At 52.0% G+C, this 15853-nt stretch carries 15 protein-coding genes; 8 read left to right on the forward strand and 7 right to left on the reverse strand.

Translation table 11 applies throughout. The annotated features are described in order from the left end of the window. Positions 1-129: 129 nt before the first annotated feature. Positions 130-612: a hypothetical protein gene (locus PJE062_RS02320; RefSeq protein ID WP_208982108.1), complete on the forward strand. Its 483-nt coding sequence runs from the start codon at positions 130-132 to the stop codon at positions 610-612. Between the two features lie 44 nt (positions 613-656). Next, positions 657-1274 carry a YdcF family protein gene (locus PJE062_RS02325; protein ID WP_008546698.1) on the forward strand — a complete coding sequence of 206 codons (618 nt, stop codon included), beginning with the start codon at positions 657-659 and terminating at the stop codon, positions 1272-1274. 327 nt (positions 1275-1601) lie between these two features. Here PJE062_RS02325 and mazG read toward each other — a convergent pair whose 3' ends face one another. Continuing rightward, positions 1602-2435 (reverse strand): nucleoside triphosphate pyrophosphohydrolase, encoded by an 834-nt coding sequence (gene mazG, locus PJE062_RS02330; protein ID WP_008546964.1) that lies wholly within the window; start codon positions 2433-2435, stop codon positions 1602-1604. A 279-nt stretch (positions 2436-2714) separates the two neighbouring features. Here mazG and PJE062_RS02335 point away from each other — a divergent pair, with 279 nt between their 5' ends. Continuing rightward, positions 2715-3110, forward strand: coding sequence for a hypothetical protein (locus PJE062_RS02335; RefSeq protein ID WP_008546987.1), 396 nt, complete (start codon positions 2715-2717; stop codon positions 3108-3110). Between the two features lie 130 nt (positions 3111-3240). Here the strand turns inward: PJE062_RS02335 and PJE062_RS02340 are convergent, their stop codons facing one another. After that, positions 3241-4602 carry an aspartate aminotransferase family protein gene (locus PJE062_RS02340; RefSeq protein ID WP_008546338.1) on the reverse strand — a complete coding sequence of 454 codons (1362 nt, stop codon included), beginning with the start codon at positions 4600-4602 and terminating at the stop codon, positions 3241-3243. 312 nt (positions 4603-4914) lie between these two features. Between PJE062_RS02340 and arfB the strand changes: the two genes are divergently transcribed. Together arfB and PJE062_RS02350 are read left to right on the forward strand one after the other, a co-directional pair. Next, entirely contained in the window at positions 4915-5349 is a 435-nt protein-coding gene (gene arfB, locus PJE062_RS02345) for an alternative ribosome rescue aminoacyl-tRNA hydrolase ArfB (protein WP_008546626.1), read from the forward strand. Positions 5350-5483: 134 nt separating this feature from the next. Next, on the forward strand, positions 5484-6338 hold the full coding sequence (locus tag PJE062_RS02350; RefSeq protein ID WP_008547189.1) for a class I SAM-dependent methyltransferase: 855 nt from the start codon (positions 5484-5486) through the stop codon (positions 6336-6338). A 73-nt stretch (positions 6339-6411) separates the two neighbouring features. Here PJE062_RS02350 and aroQ read toward each other — a convergent pair whose 3' ends face one another. Next, positions 6412-6855 (reverse strand): type II 3-dehydroquinate dehydratase, encoded by a 444-nt coding sequence (aroQ, locus tag PJE062_RS02355; RefSeq protein ID WP_008546956.1) that lies wholly within the window; start codon positions 6853-6855, stop codon positions 6412-6414. 38 nt (positions 6856-6893) lie between these two features. Then, entirely contained in the window at positions 6894-7517 is a 624-nt protein-coding gene (locus PJE062_RS02360) for a TetR family transcriptional regulator C-terminal domain-containing protein (RefSeq protein WP_008546576.1), read from the reverse strand. 149 nt (positions 7518-7666) lie between these two features. On the opposite strand from PJE062_RS02360, the gene PJE062_RS02365 reads away from it, so the two are divergent. The 3 genes from PJE062_RS02365 to PJE062_RS02375 all read left to right on the forward strand — a co-directional run bounded on the left by PJE062_RS02365 (position 7667) and on the right by PJE062_RS02375 (position 11518). Then, positions 7667-9043, forward strand: coding sequence for an MATE family efflux transporter (locus PJE062_RS02365; RefSeq protein WP_008546592.1), 1377 nt, complete (start codon positions 7667-7669; stop codon positions 9041-9043). 298 nt (positions 9044-9341) lie between these two features. After that, on the forward strand, positions 9342-10682 hold the full coding sequence (locus tag PJE062_RS02370; protein ID WP_008546923.1) for an aspartate aminotransferase family protein: 1341 nt from the start codon (positions 9342-9344) through the stop codon (positions 10680-10682). Beyond that, positions 10682-11518, forward strand: a complete 837-nt coding sequence (locus PJE062_RS02375) for a 3-keto-5-aminohexanoate cleavage protein (protein ID WP_008547306.1) — start codon at positions 10682-10684, stop codon at positions 11516-11518. The genes PJE062_RS02370 and PJE062_RS02375 overlap by 1 nt, the downstream gene beginning before the upstream one ends. 59 nt (positions 11519-11577) lie before the next feature. Here the strand turns inward: PJE062_RS02375 and PJE062_RS02380 are convergent, their stop codons facing one another. The 3 genes from PJE062_RS02380 to pflB all read right to left on the reverse strand — a co-directional run bounded on the left by PJE062_RS02380 (position 11578) and on the right by pflB (position 15385). Beyond that, the gene (locus tag PJE062_RS02380; RefSeq protein WP_008547020.1) at positions 11578-11910 is read right to left on the reverse strand and encodes a hypothetical protein; all 333 of its coding nucleotides are present in this window, start codon (positions 11908-11910) and stop codon (positions 11578-11580) included. A gap of 141 nt (positions 11911-12051) precedes the next feature. Beyond that, the gene (pflA, locus tag PJE062_RS02385) at positions 12052-12786 is read right to left on the reverse strand and encodes a pyruvate formate-lyase-activating protein (protein ID WP_008546726.1); all 735 of its coding nucleotides are present in this window, start codon (positions 12784-12786) and stop codon (positions 12052-12054) included. Between the two features lie 289 nt (positions 12787-13075). Beyond that, on the reverse strand, positions 13076-15385 hold the full coding sequence (pflB, locus tag PJE062_RS02390; protein WP_247643094.1) for a formate C-acetyltransferase: 2310 nt from the start codon (positions 15383-15385) through the stop codon (positions 13076-13078). Positions 15386-15853 lie beyond the last annotated feature (468 nt).

The raw sequence follows: 15853 nt of genomic DNA on the forward strand, positions 1-15853 counted from the left end.
TTTGTTGGGTAGACCATTCAAAATCATGTGAAAATATTACGCACTGTCAGTTGTTAATGGTGCTTTGTTTCAATAAGTTTTCAAAAAATATAATTTTAGTAAAAATTGATATGATTATTGGGACTGATTATGTTTCGAAATATAATTGTCGGTAGCGGCGTGCTTTTTCTTATTGCCGGATGTCAGGGGACAGGTGACCCGGGGGCTTCTCCTTCCGGTACTATGGCGCAGCCTGCTTCTACATACGGAACTGTGAATGATGTTGCTGCTTTGATGGCTGGGGCATTGGCTGTTGCGGAGGCTATTGAACATAGTGAGCATCAGGCGGAGCGCAAAAGAGTCGCTTCCAGCTCTTCTTCTGGTTCTGAGCCGCTGATCCTGCCATCGGTGTTGCCGCCGGATACCTCCAGACAGGCACCTGCTAAGGCATCGAGCAAGTCGGGTTCTGTTGTTTCCTACAATAAGTCCGGCGTCTCCCATACTTATCGAAAGCGTGGAGAAGATTGCGTGCATACAGAAGCCTCCAGTCCGTCAGAGATTGCGAAAACCATGCGTGGTCTGATTGTGACTGAAGAAAGCTCGGAGAAGACGTCTATGCGCGTTTGCGATTGATCTTCCGTGACTTCATGAGGGTGCGGCGCTAGACTGAATGGGTGATGACCTGCGCCGCTAATTCGCCCCCAAACCTTACACCTCAACTGATCGCTGAGATTAATCGGTATCTGCTTGTCAGGACCGAGATCCGCAAGGCGGATCTGTGCTTGCTGTTCGGCTCGCATAAGAGTGCGGACGCGCGGGTTCAGGTGGCTGCGCAGCTGTGGCGTGACAGGCTTGTTGAGCGAGTTCTGGTTAGTGGTGGGGAGTATGCGGAGATCGGTCAGTGTGAGGCCCACGATATGTGTAAAGCTTTGGTTGCGCAGGGTGTTCCCAAGTCTCACATTATTCTGGAAACGCGAGCAGCTAACACCGGTGAGAATGTGGTGTTCTCTATGGAGCTTCTGAAAGAGCTCGGCATTTATAAAGCAGTTCAGTCAGTAATCGCTGTTGGCAGTGTTAGCGCCTCCCGTCGTTATCTCATGACGTTGGAGCGTTATTGGCCTGAGGTCATCAAGATGCTTGCGCCCGCCAATAAATACCCGGTCTCAGTCGCAGATTGGCCTTTGCATCCAGAGTTCGCGTGTGAAGTGTTGGATGAGTGGGGCAAGATACAGCCCTATCTTCAGGTGGGCTATGTGCGTGAGCTCAATCCGGAGACTTGCCCGATAATTGACTGAGTGGTGCTTTGTTGAAAATTTATGGTTATCTGTGGTATTCTCAGATCAGAGAAGGAAGGTAAGACGCTTTTCTTGATCCGGTGGGGAAGGGCTTTCGCCCTTACCCCGTTAGCTTAGGCTTTGAAAATCAGGGTGAATTCGATCGTGACACCGAAGAACCTGATTTTAAAACCCGCCTTCCGGATTTTCATATGCGTCTCACCTTCCTTTCTTTTTTGCCGAAGGTGAAGTCCTTCTGACCCGCCAACTATATCGTGTCGGTCAGTTTCATACAGCTAGAAATTGTAGTGGGTGTCTGAAACCCGTGAGGTGCTGTGTTGCCTCCGCTCACCTGGTCGGATCAAACTTCTTCGCCGCTTGCCAGTGGTTTTCCATTTCATCTAGGGACAGGTCTGCCAAGGGGCGGTTTTCGGCTTGGGCGGCGTCTTCGATGTGGGCGAAGCGGCGGCGGAACTTGGCGTTGGTGCGTTTGAGAGCGGCTTCCGGTTGGATTTCCAGATGGCGGGCAAGGTTGGCGATGGCGAAGAGAACGTCGCCGAGTTCATCTTCAATCTTCGCGCGGTCTGGTGCGTCTGCTTTTACCTCGTCAGTGAGCTCTTCCACTTCCTCTTTGATCTTGTCCAGAACAGGCTCGGCTGCTCCCCAGTCAAAGCCGACTTTTGAGGCGCGGTGCTGGAGTTTCTCGGCTTCTGTTAATGCCGGGAATGCGGATGGAACTTCGTCCAAAAAGCGGGGTAGCTTTTCCGTCAGGCCCATTTGGGCGCGCTGCTGTTTGCGTTCCTGCTTTTCTTCTTCCTTGATGCGATCCCAGGTGCCTTTTGGAAAGCCTGCAGCTTTTTGCTCCTCATCACCAAACACGTGTGGGTGGCGGCGGATCATCTTTTTGGTGATCGCTTCCACCACGTCGCCAAAGGCAAATGCGTCTTCTTCTTCAGCCATACGAGAGTGATAGACAACTTGCAGGAGGAGGTCTCCCAGCTCTTCTTTCAGGTCGTGCAGGTCTTCGCGCTCGATGGCATCAGCGACTTCATAGGCCTCTTCGATTGTGTAGGGCGAAATGGTTTTGAAGTTCTGCTCCAGGTCCCATGGGCAGCCAGTCTCTGGTGTCCGCAGGGCCTTCATAATCTCGATAAGGCGGTCGATGTCTTGGGAAGGAAGCATGTGTGTCCTGATGAGTAATGCCTGAATTTGGCGGCACATTATCAGGGCGGTGGGGCGATGGCGAGGGATTTTGCGTGACTGTTCTCACCTGTATTTGCCCAGGTTGAGGTGCTGGTTAAAGTTAATAACTCTTAACTTTAATAAATGTATGTAACATATTGATTTTTATAATTTTAGTGTTGAGGTGTGCGTTGCGTTTGGGGGCTTTGTTGCATTACTGTGTTTCAGGAGTTTGCGAAGGATGGCGGACTTAATCGATATTTGGGTGGGTGATCTGAGATGATTGCGAAGGTTTCAGCCGTGTTGTTTTCCTGCATCGCGGTCTATTTGGTGTTCTTTCATATGGCTCTGGTCATTGGAATGCCTTGGGGCGCTTTGACCATGGGAGGTTTCGTTGAAGGTAGCCTTCCGTTGCCTATGAGGGCATTGTCGCTGCTTCAGGCCTTTATTGCTGTCTTCATGGCATGTTCTGTCTTGAAGCGGAGCGAAGTGGTTGCGTTCAGATGGCCGGCGTGGAGTTATTGGCTTGTGATTGTTATCTGCACGCTCAGCGTGGTTGGGAATGCTGCAACATCTTCAGAGGTGGAGCGCCAACTCGGGTTGCCAGTGACGATTGCGCTTCTGGTGACAGCCTTGTTGGCGGGAAGTTCTAAGTTGCTGCGCAAATCTGCTTAAGGCTCATGTTCACTCGCGTGTAGCTGTGAGTGAAGTGCATCATGTAATGATTTATGTTTCTCGTTTAATAATTTGTTTTTGCAATAAAAAGGGCGCTGAGAGCGCCCTTTCTGTTTCGTGCTCTGGACTGCTAGTCCAGGCTTTTGAGCACGTCCCGCAGGGTGCCGACCAGTGTGTCGATCTCGCTTTCGGAGATGATGAGCGGTGGTGACATTGCGATTGTGTCGCCGGTGGTGCGGATGAGAATGTTCTTCTCGTAGGCCTTGAGGAAGGCGGTGAACGCACGCTTGGTTGGCTCGCCTGCAATCGGTTCCAGCTCGACTGCGCCAATGAGGCCGATGTTGCGGATGTCGATCACGTGTGGGCAATCGCGCAGGGAGTGAAGTGCCTCCTGCCAGTACTCTGCCATCTTGGCACCACGTGTCAGCAGTTCCTCTTCAGCATAAACGTCCAGAGTTGCCAGTGCTGCTGCACACGCGAGTGGATGTGCTGAGTATGTGTAACCGTGGAACAGCTCGATGAGATGATCTGGGCCGGTCATGAACGCGTCATAGACTTTGGAGCTTGCAAACACTGCACCCATTGGCACAACGCCGCTGGTGAGGCCCTTAGCGGTGGTGACGAGGTCTGGAATGACGTCGAAGTAGTCCACGCCGAATGGGGTGCCGAGGCGGCCAAAGCCGGTGATGACTTCGTCAAAGATCAGCAGGATGCCATGTTCGTCACAGATATCGCGCAGACGCTTCAGGTAGCCTTCTGGCGGCAGGATCACACCTGCAGACCCCGCAACCGGTTCCACGATCACCGCTGCGATGGTGGATGGGTCGTGAAGCTGAATGAGGCGCATAAGGTCCTCGGCGTACTCAATGCCGTTTTTCGGAACGCCTTTGCTGAACTCATTGCCTGCGATGCCGTGGGTGTGGCGCATGTGGTCCACGCCAGCCAGCATTGCGCCGAACTGTTTGCGGTTGGCAACCATGCCGCCAACGGAAATGCCGCCGAAATTCACGCCGTGATAGCCACGCTCGCGACCGATCAGACGGGTGCGGGAGCCTTCGCCTCTGGCTTTGTGGTAAGCAAGCGCCATCTTGAGGGCTGTCTCAACGCTCTCGGAGCCGGAGTTGGTGTAGAACACGTGGTTCAGCGGGTCTGGCATCAGCGCTGCGAGACGGGCTGCGAGCTCGAACGATTTTGGATGTGCCATCTGGAAGGCTGGTGCGTAGTCCAGCTCAGCAACCTGCTGCTGTACGGCTTCAACGATCTTCTGGCGACCATGGCCAGCGTTACAGCACCACAAGCCTGCTGTGCCGTCCAGAATCTGGCGGCCATCGGCGGAGGTGTAGTGCATATCCTTTGCCTTCACGAGAAGGCGTGGGTCTTTCTTGAACTGCCGGTTTGCCGTGAAAGGCATCCAGTAGGCATCAAGGTTGTTTGTGGTCAGGCCGGTGATCTGTTCGATCTCGTCCCGCGCCAGTGTGTTAGCCTCTGTCATTTCCCCTCCGATAACGCTTGAGACGAATATTGCTTGGTCGGCTGAGTGCCGTAATTATTTTACCCTCTGGTAGGATATGGGGTCGAGACTAGGTAGAAGACCTGACTAAATCAAGCGATATCAAACATATACGTGCATTATACGTTCGCCTATACCTGTGGTGGCGTACGGTTTTGTTGGCTAAAACTTTGCAAAACTGAGGGCCTAGTATTATAGCGTGCTGTGTTGCTTTAAAGGTTGTTTTTTTGACCAAAGAGTAAAATTTCCTATTTCAATCAATGCTATGCATGAGTGGTGCTACGGGCGGGCAAGATGAGTGAGCGCAAAAAAATAAAGGTGAACGAGCGCTTCTCGATCGAGGAGCGCGACATCAAAGAAGATTTCATCCGGGCGTCGGGGCCGGGCGGTCAAAACGTGAATAAAGTGTCTTCTGCCGTGCAATTGCGATTCAATCTGGATGGAAATGCGACTCTTCCGGATGATCTGAAGAGTCGTTTGCGCAAGATTGCGGGCTCACGTTTGACGCTGAAGGGGGAGATTGTTCTGACTGCTGATCGCTTCCGTACGCAGGAGCGTAACCGGGAGGATGCTCTGGAGCGTCTGCTGGAGCTTATTCGTAAAGCAGCCTATGTGCCAAAGACGCGCAAAGCCACTCGGCCAACACTTGCTTCCAAGCGCCGGCGGGTGGAGGGTAAGAAGCAGCGTGGCAGCATCAAGAAACTGCGCAGTTCCAAAAACTTTGACTAAGGTGCGGATCTGCATAGATTACCTACCAAAAATACAAAGAGATATTTATCAGGTATCGTAAGTCTTCAGCATGCTTTTTGATCTAGAAACTTTATGAAAATCAAACTGTTTGCTTAAGGCAGAGGCCCATCGCGATGATGAATATCAATTTCAATTCAGACGATGAAGACAATCCCATTCATGCCGCGCTCAAGAAATTCCTGATCGACAGTCAGATACAAGACCTCAAAGAGGCCGGTAAGTTCGAAGAAGCTGAGCAGCTTGCCCTAAAACATGCAGATCTAGACTTAAATGCTATTGAGCAAGAGCAGCTCGCATCCGGTTCAAATGATGAGAATTTCACGCCGGACACCGTGCCTGAGCAGTGTGTGAGCACGACTTTCGATAAGTATGCAGACAATTTTGATCAGCACCTGACTAAGAAGCTTCATTATGCAGTGCCGGAGATTATCCAGGACAAGATTAGCAAGTTTACAGAAGAACAGTTTAAGCGGCTTCTGGATTTGGGGTGTGGTACTGGCCTATGTGCTGAAGCAATTGGTGATCGCGCATTACACAAGACCGGTGTGGACCTTTCAGAAGGTATGCTCATTCAGGCTGATGAGAAGCAGCTTTATGATGATCTCTATCTGAAAGATGTCACGGAGTTCCTGGAGAATGACTGGGAGCCTCGTTGGGATCTGGTCATCGCCGGTGACACTTTTCCGTATCTTGGTGCTCTGGAGGATGCGGTTGCCGGCCTTGCGAAAAACATAGAAGCGAACGGCAAAGTCATCTTCACAACAGAGACTGCAGCAGATGAGGCTTTTACGGAAAAACCTTATGTGATGGGCAGCCGCGGTCGGTTTGCTCATTCTGCCCACTATCTACGTGAGTTGCTTGAGGCCAGTGGCTTTACGCTGATTGAGATTGAAGAAGTGACGCCGCGCTTTGAAAATGGAGAGCCGGTTCAGGGACTTGTTGTTGTTGCTGAATATAAAGGCGCATGAGTTTAAGCCTCTTGTTTTCTTAAGAGGCTCAATTGCTCTGCTGTAGTGGCGAAGTATCAGATAGTCCGGCTGATTAGTCTTCTTCTTCCAGAATGCGCAGGGCCGCGTCCATGGCGAGCGTGTAACCGTGGGCGCCGAGGCCGCAGATCATGCCTTTTGCGACCTTGGAGATGTAAGAGGTGTGACGGAACTCTTCCCGCTGATGGATGTTTGAGAGGTGGAGTTCGATGACCGGGCGCTCAACACTGGCGATCGCATCCATGATTGCAATGGAAGTGTGCGTGTAGGCGCCTGCATTAAGGACGATTGCAGTGCGGGACTGGCGGGTTTCGTGGATCCAGTCGATCAGCTCACCTTCATGGTTGGATTGCTTGCACTCTACCTCCACGCCGAGCTGTTTTGCGTGGGCGCGGCACTGATCCTCAATCTCAGCCAAAGTGATGGAGCCGTAAACTTCCGGCTGGCGCATTCCAAGCAGGTTCAGGTTCGGTCCATTGAGGATGAGGATCTTCTTCATAAAAGCTCTCTGAAGTTGTGCGATGATCGTGTCTCACCTTAATGGCTTGAAAGCAGCTGAGACGCAAGGTCTTTGCTGTCGAGGCCGAGGGTAGACTTCAGTTCTTCCTTAAGGATCTGCACGGCCATGTCTGGTGTCAGCTCAGTTTCCGGCAGGTTGGACACATCATAGAGATTGAACGCAAGGGACATGAGTTTCCATGCGGCAAGCTCAACGGGCAGGGTGAGGGTGTACTCGCCAGTCTTTGCGCCTTCCCGCAGATTGCTGCAGAGCCATTGGTGGCTTTTGTTGGTTTCTTCTGCGTAGACGCGTGCGAGTTCGGGATCTCTGGTGGCCTCATCTGCCGCGCTGATCCAGATGGTGGTTTCGGCTTTTTCTTCCGATGTGGCGTTGAAGCTGATGAGGCGGAGCAGGGCCTGCGTTGGTGTCAGGTCTTTCGCGATTGAGATGCAATTGTCGCCATTCTTTTGTGAAAGGTAGCGCAAAGCTTCGCATTTCAGATCTGTCAGAGATTTGAAGTGGTGGTGAAGAATGCCGGTTGCTGCGCCGAGCTGTGTGGCTACCGCGCGGGTGGTGATACCGGCGAACCCTTTTTCCTTCACAACCTCCAGCGTTGCCAGAATGATTGCTTTGCGGCGTTCTTCTTTCGCCAGATAGGCCATATAGCGTTCCGTTTCGCGTCTTCAGATCTGTCATTCTTGACATACCATGAATTTGAGCGTATGTCCAAGTTGATCAATTGTTCAATTTATATTTCTTCTCAATTTTGATGGAAACGCGGGAGAGTGCTCTCGGACGTAAAGGTGAAACCATGTCAGTGGCTATGGCAGATGAAAAGATGACTAAGGGACATCCGGCGAAAGAGTTTTTCCGGTTTGCGGTCCCGGCTGTGCTTGGCATGATCTCCATAGCCTCAGCCAGTATTGTCGACGGCATCTTTGTCGGCAATTTTGTTGGCTCAACCGCGCTGGCAGCTATCAGTCTGATTACGCCTATGTTTGCGCTCTACTTCGGCGTCGTGGTGATGCTGACGGTGGGTGCTGCTGTAATGGCGGGCAAGTTCATTGGTGAGAAGAGGGAGCGGGATGCTTCCAACATCTTCATGAAGGCCCTGATCAGCGTTCTGGTGTTCTCCATTGGTTTTGCATTTTTGCTGCTTGCGTTTACGCCTGCTGCTGCGCGCATTCTTGGTGCTAATACAGAAACAGCTGAGATGGTGGAGACTTACATCTTCACAGTAGCGTGGTTCTTTCCCGGCCTGAGCCTCGCTGTTGCCCTGTCGCATTTCGTTCGTGTTGACGGGCGGCCCAACTTTTCTCTGGCGGGCATGGTGATGATCACCGTGGTCAATATTGTGCTGGATGCCTGGATGATCGGATATCTGGGATGGGGCGTTTGGGGTGCTGCACTGGCGACCGGCCTTGCCAGTCAGGCAGGGATGCTGTTTTTGCTGCTGCACTTTGCCAACAAGAAAGCTAAACTGTGTTTCCTGAAGCCTTACGGTTCCTGGAGAGCGATGTACACTGCGGCCTATAACGGCCTATCTGAGTTCATCAATGAAAGCTCCGGCGGCATCGTGGCGTTTTTGTTCAACTGGATCCTGATTACTGAAGTCGGTGCACAGGGCGTGGCGGCTTTCACCATCGTGAACTATCTGTTCTTCACTGGCATCATGGTGTTTTACGGTGTGAGTGAGGGGCTTGGTCCTCTGGTGAGTGTGAACTTCGGCGCGCGAAAGCCTCGGCGGATCTATCATTTCTTGTCGCTTGGCGTGGGTACCAACCTGTTTGTCGGGCTGTTGCTGGCGAGCTTGCTGATCTTCCAGCCTATGTTGCTGGCAAGTGCCTTTGTTGGTGATGCGGATGAGGCCACCTTGAAGCTCACCCTCGAGATTATTGGTGTGATCTGGCCCGTGTTCTTGTTCAACGGCGTCAATATTGCGTTTTCCGGTTACTTTACCGGCATGCATTGTGCGACCCAATCGGCACTGATTGCCATGTCGCGTTCACTGGTGATGCCATTGGTGCTGATTGTGGCACTGTGGTTTTTCATCGGCCCAATGAGCGTGTTCTATGCTCTGCCTGTAGCTGAAGCGCTGACGCTTGGTATGACGCTTTTGATGTTCTCGCAGAAAAAGCCGCACTGGATACTTTGGCAGAGCCGGCGCACAGCTTCCGGCGCTGCTTAGATCATTCAGATTTTACTGATTGAGTCTTTTGGTGGTAAAGTAACTTTAACGTAAGGCGCACGGGGTTTTGCTTACATAAGCAAGGCCCCGTCTAATTTTATTGCCGGAATTTGTAGTAAAATATCCTGTCTCTCTTTTGTGCGGGTGTTCCTGATCACAATCTGGAGATATTTCATAGTTTTTTATGGACAAGTACTTTGACGTAGGCAATGTGGTGCCTGTGCAAATTGTCACGCGTAGTTTTGCGTGTCTATGGACGGTCATTCGAACAACAGAGCTACAGCCCGGAGGCTGTATAATGAGCCACATCTTTCCTAGAAATACCCGTGTAACGCTACCAACAGCTGCAAAAGGCGACGGGTGCTACCTCATTGATTCTACTGGCAAGAGATATCTTGACGCCTGTGGAGGTGCTGCGGTTTCTTGTCTTGGTCACTCCAATGAAAAAGTGATCGACGCTATCAAGACCCAGCTGGATAAGTTTTCGTTTGCGCACACTGGCTTTTTTGGCAGTGAGCCGGCGGAGGAACTGGCCAATAAACTGGTGGCCCAAGCTCCGACAGGAATTGACCGTGTCTATCTGGTTTCAGGTGGATCGGAGGCAATGGAGTCTGCTGTAAAACTGGTTCGGCAGTACTTTGTTGAAAAGGGAGAACACCAACGTTCGCACATGATTGCGCGTTGGCAGAGCTATCACGGAAACACGCTGGGAGCGCTTTCTGCTGGTGGTAACAAGTGGCGCCGCGAAATGTTCGGTCCGCTGCTGATTGAAATGTCTCACATCGACCCATGTTACACCTACCGCTATATGCAGGAAGGTGAGACTGAGGAAGAGTACGGTCTGCGTGCTGCGAACCTTCTGGAAGATGAGATCCTGCGTGTTGGACCTGAAAAGGTTGCTGCGTTCTTTGCTGAGCCTGTTGTGGGCGCGACCATGGGTGCGGTTCCGGCTGTTAAGGGTTATCTGAAGCGCATTCGCGAGATCTGTGACAAGTACGGCATTCTGCTCGTTCTTGACGAAGTGATGTGTGGCATGGGCCGCACCGGTCATATTTTCGCTTGTAACGAAGATGAGGTTCGTCCGGACATCGTTGCTGTTGCGAAAGGGATCGGCGCTGGCTATCAGCCGCTTGGCGCGATGCTGTGCTCTAAAGAGATCTATGACACCATTGCTGAAGGCTCTGGCTTCTTCCAGCATGGTCATACCTACATGGGCCACTCTCTGGCTGCTGCTGCTGGTTCTGCTGTTATGGATCAGCTTACTGAGCCGGGCCGTATGGAACACGTGCGTGCAATGGGTGAGAAACTCTCTGCAGCTCTGCATGACGAGTTTGGTCAGCATCCATATGTTGGTGACATTCGTGGTCGTGGTCTGTTCCGTGCGCTTGAGCTGGTGAGTGACCGTGGTACGAAAGCACCTCTGGATCCGTCTTTCAAGCTCCATGCAAAAGTGAAGCAGAACGCCATGAAGGCTGGTCTGATGTGCTATCCGATGGGTGGTACTGTTGACGGCAAAACCGGCGACCACATTCTACTGGCGCCTCCGTTCATCATTGATGACAGTCATATCGCTGAGATCGTTGAGAAGCTAAGCCTTGCTATGAAGGAAAGTTTCACTCAGGTCGGAGTTTCTGTCTGATGACAAAACGGCTCATCATGAGCGCTCCTAACGGGGCGCGTCGTGGCAAAGCAGATCATCCGCAGCTGCCGGTGACGATTGAAGAAGTCGCCGCTTGTGCAGTGAGCGTGGAAGCGGAGGGCGCTGATGCCCTCCATGCTCACGTTCGTGATGCGGATGGGCAGCATGTTCTGGATGCAGGCCTTTACAAAGAGCTTCTGTTGGAAGTGACGGCCAAGTGTCCTGATCTTGCGGTTCAGATCACTACTGAGGCTGTGGGACGCTACAGTGCGCAGGAACAGTATGATGTTGTTGCAGCCGTAGAGCCTGAAGCAGTCTCTGTTGCTATGCGTGAAATGGCGCCTGAAGGCGGTGACATGGATCTGGCGCGTCGGTTCTACTTTGAGGCTCAGGAAGCTGGACGTGCGGTTCAGCATATTCTGTATGCACCGGAAGATGTGGCTCGTCTTGATCTGCTGATGGGTGAGGGCATTGTTCCTGCCGGGTATGGTAGCCAGCTCTATGTGCTGGGTCGCTATGCCAAGGATCAGGAGAGCGATCCGCGGGATCTGCTTGGGTTCCTAGCTGCTCGCGATGCTGCTGAGCACATTGCTCAGGACAATCCGTTCATGCTCTGTGCGTTTGGTCGTGCTGAGACGGCATGTGGTGCACTGGCCTTTGGGCATGGTGGGCATGCGCGTATCGGCTTTGAGAACAGCCTTTGGCATGGTTCTGGTAAGCTGGCAAAGGACAATGCGGAGCGCATTCAGGTCGTCTCTCATATCCGCAGTGAAATGGGATATGAAGGTGCAGTTTCCAAGGATGATGTGCTGAAAGTGCTTGGTAAGCCGCAGTAGTCTGCTGATTATATTGAGAATTCAAAAGGCTGCTATCGATGTGATGGCAGCCTTTTTTGTTACTTGCAGTCTTTGCTGTGTTCCTGGATGAGGTCTTCGCGGTGGTCTGGGTCGGCTTCCAGGAGTGCAGCGATTTTGCCGGAGCCGTAGCCGAGGGCGTAGACGGCTTCCTGTTTGTTCATGCCCTTCGCGTAGGCCATGGCGGTGATGATGCCTCTGGCGATGTCCTGCTTGCCGCTTTGTTCGGTCAGCCCGTAGAGGTAGTAGCAGGTGATGTGTTCTTCGTTTTTCTTCGCAAACTTTTCAGCGCGGCTTTGGTTAAAGCCTGCATTTGCAACTGATGCGCTGGCGGCGAGCATAAGCAGCCCACCGAGGATAACTCGTTGTTTCATGAAAAAGCCCCCGTGTTTTCGAGGGCTAGTCTGGGAAGGTATTGTGGCGACTTTTTCCTGAAATTCAGGAGAACCTATGTAATCGACAGGTATCTTTGCGGCGCCTGTGGCTGAAGCGTGGCACTCTTAGAACGCCAGAACTTAGTGCACGTCCAGTCCGTACTTGCGGAAGGTGTCCTTAGCGGCTTCTGTTTCTTCAGCAGTTGGTTCGCGGGTGTCTTTGAGCTGGTAGGACTTACCCATGGACTGCCATTTGTGTTCGCCCATTTTGTGGAATGGCAGAACGTCAACGCGTTTTACATTGCCCAGCTCGGACACGAACTTGGCAACGCCTTCCACGTTCTCAGGCGCGTCTGTGAGGCCAGGAACGAGCACGAAGCGGATCCAGACGTCTTTGTCCATCCGTTCCAGACGCTTTGCGAACTCAAGGGTAGGGCCAACTTCCACACCAGTGACCTTCTTGTAGGTTTCCGGCACCCAGGACTTGATGTCGAGCAGGTACAGGTCCGCCATATCGATTGTTTCATCATCGAGGTTGGCGTGCAGGTAGCCGGAGGTGTCCACGGTGGTGTGAACGCCCATCTGGTTGCAGCCCCACAGCAGAGTTTTGAGGAACTCTTTTTGTGCCATTGGTTCGCCGCCACTCACGGTCAGGCCGCCGCCACCAGTCTCAAAGTAAGAGCGGTAGGTGGAGATGTCTTTTAGAAGTTCGTAGGCGGAAGACTGTTTGCCGGCTTTCAGCTTAAGCGTGTCCGGGTTGTGGCAATAAAGGCAGCGCAGCGGACAGCCAGAGGTGAACACAATGTAGCGCAGGCCCGGACCGTCAACGGTGCCGCCTGTTTCTACTGAGTGAACATAGCCCATGGTGTCTTGCATGGCTGGCGTCCTTTATCGTCACTTGCGAGCGGCCTTTTTCTGATAGGGAGTGAGGATTTTTCCTCGGGCCGCTTCTGCTTTTCTTTAATGCTTATAAAATAAGGTCTTTAGCCTTGTTTTTAAAGATGAATTTGTGCAACTCAGCCATTCATTTTCGGCGCATGTGCGTTCCTGTCGCACGAGAATGACGAATATGTCGCAACAAAGAAGGCGCGGGACTGAGCCCCACGCCTTGTCTTGGAGTTTGAGTGGTCAGCGTTGTTGGCGCTGACCGTTGGCCTTAGCTTTCTTAGCGCTGGCCGTGGAAAGTACGGTTGATCACGTCAAGCTGCTGTTCTTTGGTCAGCTTGATGAAGTTCACTGCGTAACCGGAGACACGAACGGTGAGCTGTGGGTACAGTTCAGGATGTTCCATTGCGTCTTCTAGGGTCTTGCGGTCGAACACGTTCACGTTGATGTGGTGACCCATGTCGTGCATGTAACCGTCGAGCAGGTGGGACAGGTTGTCGATCCGTTCAGCTTCGTCCTTACCCAGTGCGCCTGGGATGATGGAGAAGGTGTAAGAGATACCGTCCTGGCTGTCTTCGTATGGAAGTTTGCAGAGAGACTTCATGGAAGCTACTGCGCCCTTCTGGTCACGGCCATGCATTGGGTTTGCACCCGGCGCGAATGGTTCACCTGCTTTACGTCCGTCCGGAGTAGAGCCAGTCTTCTTACCGTACACAACGTTGGATGTGATGGTCAGAACAGACTGTGTAGGTGTCGCATTGCGGTACATTGGCTGATTGCGGATCTTGCCCATGAATTTCTTCATGATGTCTTCTGCAATCACGTCAACGCTGTCGTCGTTGTTACCGAAGCAAGGGAAGTCGCCTTCCACTTCGTAGTCAACTGCGAGACCTTCATCGTTACGGATGATCTTGACCTTCGCGTTTTTGATCGCAGAGATACTGTCAGCAACAACTGACAGACCAGCAATACCACACGCCATGGTGCGCAGGATGTCGCGGTCATGCAGCGCCATTTCAACGCGCTCGTAGTTGTACTTGTCGTGGCTGAAGTGGATGCAGTTCAGCGCCTGAACGTAAACCTTTGCAATCCAGTCGAGCATCTGGTCGTAAAGTGGTTCCAGCTCTTCCCATTCCAGCACGTCGCCGGTGATTGGGTGTGCTTTTGGACCAACCTGTTTGCCAGTTTTCTCGTCGATACCGCCGTTGATTGCGTAAAGCATTGCTTTTGCAAGGTTGGCACGTGCACCGAAGAACTGCATCTGTTTACCGATACGCATTGCAGATACACAGCAAGCGATACCGTAATCATCACCCCAGTAACGACGCATCAGGTCATCATTTTCGTACTGAACAGAAGATGTCTCAATGGAGATCTTTGAGCAGTAGTCTTTGAAGCCCTTAGGCATGTGCTCAGACCACAGAACGGTCAGGTTTGGCTCTGGTGCGGGGCCGAGGTTCACAAGGGTCTGCAGAACGCGGAAGGAACTCTTGGTGACCAGTGTGCGGCCATCGATGCCCATACCGCCGATGGATTCAGTTACCCATACCGGATCGCCAGAGAATAGAGCGTTGTAGTCTGGAGTACGCATGAAGCGGACCATGCGGAGCTTCATGACGAAGTGGTCCATCAGTTCCTGAGCTTCAGCTTCCGTGATGACGCCTTTGTCCAGATCACGCTGGATGTAGATGTCCAGGAAGGTGGTTGTGCGGCCCAGAGACATAGCTGCACCGTTCTGCTCCTTGATCGCTGCAAGGTAGCCGAGGTAGAGCCACTGGATTGCTTCCTGAGCGTTTTCTGCAGGGCGGCCGATGTCGAAGCCGTGTGCAGCGCCCATTTCCTTCAGTTCAGCGAGGGAACGGTACTGTTCGGAGATTTCTTCACGAAGGCGCAGTGTTTCTTCGTTCAGGACGTTGCCGTCCAGAGAAGCGTGCTGTGCTTTCTTGTCTTCCATCAGCTTGTCGATACCGTACAGCGCAACGCGGCGGTAGTCACCGATGATACGGCCACGGCCATATGCATCAGGAAGACCGGTTACGATGCCAGCAGAACGAGCGCGGCGGATTTCCGGAGTGTAGACATCGAAAACGCCATCGTTGTGGGTCTTGCGGTGCTTCTGGAAGATTTCAGCGGTTTTCTCAGAAAGCTTGTAGCCGTTGCTTTCCAGAGCTGCGACTGCCATTTTCAGGCCGCCATAAGGCATCAGTGCGCGCTTCAATGGAGCATCGGTCTGCAGACCAACGATCTTTTCGAGATCTTTGTTGATGTAGCCTGGAGCGTGAGAAACAATGGAAGAAACAACTTCGGTGTCTGCGTCGAGAACACCTTTCTTGTTTTCTTCTTTCATCAACTCAAGAACAGCGTCCCAGAGTTTGGTGGTTGCTTCTGTCGGGCCAGCGAGGAAGTCGTCAGCACCTTCATAAGGGGTGTAGTTGAGCTGGATGAAATTGCGCACGTCAACTTCTTTGTTCCAGTCGCCCTTTTTGAAACCTGCGTAAGCCTTGGGTCCGTCCTCTTTCAGAAAAGGAAGAGTGTCGGCATTAGCCTTATCGATGTTCTGGTGAACGCCCATTTTTAGGTCCTTCATCATTTGAGCAAATCAGCGTGGCGCTACAAGTAAATTCCAAAGGCTTGCAGAGTGTTACGCTTTCTTGCATCCAGTGCTTGTTGACGTTGACTGTACTCCCCGAGTGGGGCCGCATCTTGATCTATGTCAATTCTGAAATGGACAGCAGACCTGCAAAAAATGCAAGGCAGAATTATACAAATGCATACATTTTGGATATTGGGCGACCAATTGCAAGTGGTGATATAACTCGCTCAGGTTGTGTGCGTTGCAATGGGGTCTGAAATGGTTCTAATCCTATGAATTTACTTGCTAAATTGTGACTTTGAAGGTGTTGATTTTGTGCATTTGCGAAACCCTTAAATAGGGCGCCCGCATTTCCACTTAGGTGCGAACTAAGTACATTATAGTAAGTATAATGTAGGTATCTCAAATCTGCATAGCTGCCATGCGAAGTTTGAAATATTAGTGCGCGAGGTGGAAAATCGACTT

Origin of the sequence: Pseudovibrio sp. JE062 (assembly GCF_000156235.1) — a bacterium.
GTDB lineage: Bacteria > Pseudomonadota > Alphaproteobacteria > Rhizobiales > Stappiaceae > Pseudovibrio.

What these genes read in the sequence shown, in the direction of transcription:
- PJE062_RS02320 (WP_208982108.1), top strand. Translation starts at nt 130, where the DNA reads ATGTTTCGAAATATAATTGTCGGTAGCGGCGTGCTTTTTCTTATTGCC.
- PJE062_RS02325 (WP_008546698.1), top strand. Translation starts at nt 657, where the DNA reads ATGACCTGCGCCGCTAATTCGCCCCCAAACCTTACACCTCAACTGATC.
- mazG (WP_008546964.1), bottom strand. Translation starts at nt 2,435, where the DNA reads ATGCTTCCTTCCCAAGACATCGACCGCCTTATCGAGATTATGAAGGCC.
- PJE062_RS02335 (WP_008546987.1), top strand. Translation starts at nt 2,715, where the DNA reads ATGATTGCGAAGGTTTCAGCCGTGTTGTTTTCCTGCATCGCGGTCTAT.
- PJE062_RS02340 (WP_008546338.1), bottom strand. Translation starts at nt 4,602, where the DNA reads ATGACAGAGGCTAACACACTGGCGCGGGACGAGATCGAACAGATCACC.
- arfB (WP_008546626.1), top strand. Translation starts at nt 4,915, where the DNA reads ATGAGTGAGCGCAAAAAAATAAAGGTGAACGAGCGCTTCTCGATCGAG.
- PJE062_RS02350 (WP_008547189.1), top strand. Translation starts at nt 5,484, where the DNA reads ATGATGAATATCAATTTCAATTCAGACGATGAAGACAATCCCATTCAT.
- aroQ (WP_008546956.1), bottom strand. Translation starts at nt 6,855, where the DNA reads ATGAAGAAGATCCTCATCCTCAATGGACCGAACCTGAACCTGCTTGGA.
- PJE062_RS02360 (WP_008546576.1), bottom strand. Translation starts at nt 7,517, where the DNA reads ATGGCCTATCTGGCGAAAGAAGAACGCCGCAAAGCAATCATTCTGGCA.
- PJE062_RS02365 (WP_008546592.1), top strand. Translation starts at nt 7,667, where the DNA reads ATGTCAGTGGCTATGGCAGATGAAAAGATGACTAAGGGACATCCGGCG.
- PJE062_RS02370 (WP_008546923.1), top strand. Translation starts at nt 9,342, where the DNA reads ATGAGCCACATCTTTCCTAGAAATACCCGTGTAACGCTACCAACAGCT.
- PJE062_RS02375 (WP_008547306.1), top strand. Translation starts at nt 10,682, where the DNA reads ATGACAAAACGGCTCATCATGAGCGCTCCTAACGGGGCGCGTCGTGGC.
- PJE062_RS02380 (WP_008547020.1), bottom strand. Translation starts at nt 11,910, where the DNA reads ATGAAACAACGAGTTATCCTCGGTGGGCTGCTTATGCTCGCCGCCAGC.
- pflA (WP_008546726.1), bottom strand. Translation starts at nt 12,786, where the DNA reads ATGCAAGACACCATGGGCTATGTTCACTCAGTAGAAACAGGCGGCACC.
- pflB (WP_247643094.1), bottom strand. Translation starts at nt 15,385, where the DNA reads ATGATGAAGGACCTAAAAATGGGCGTTCACCAGAACATCGATAAGGCT.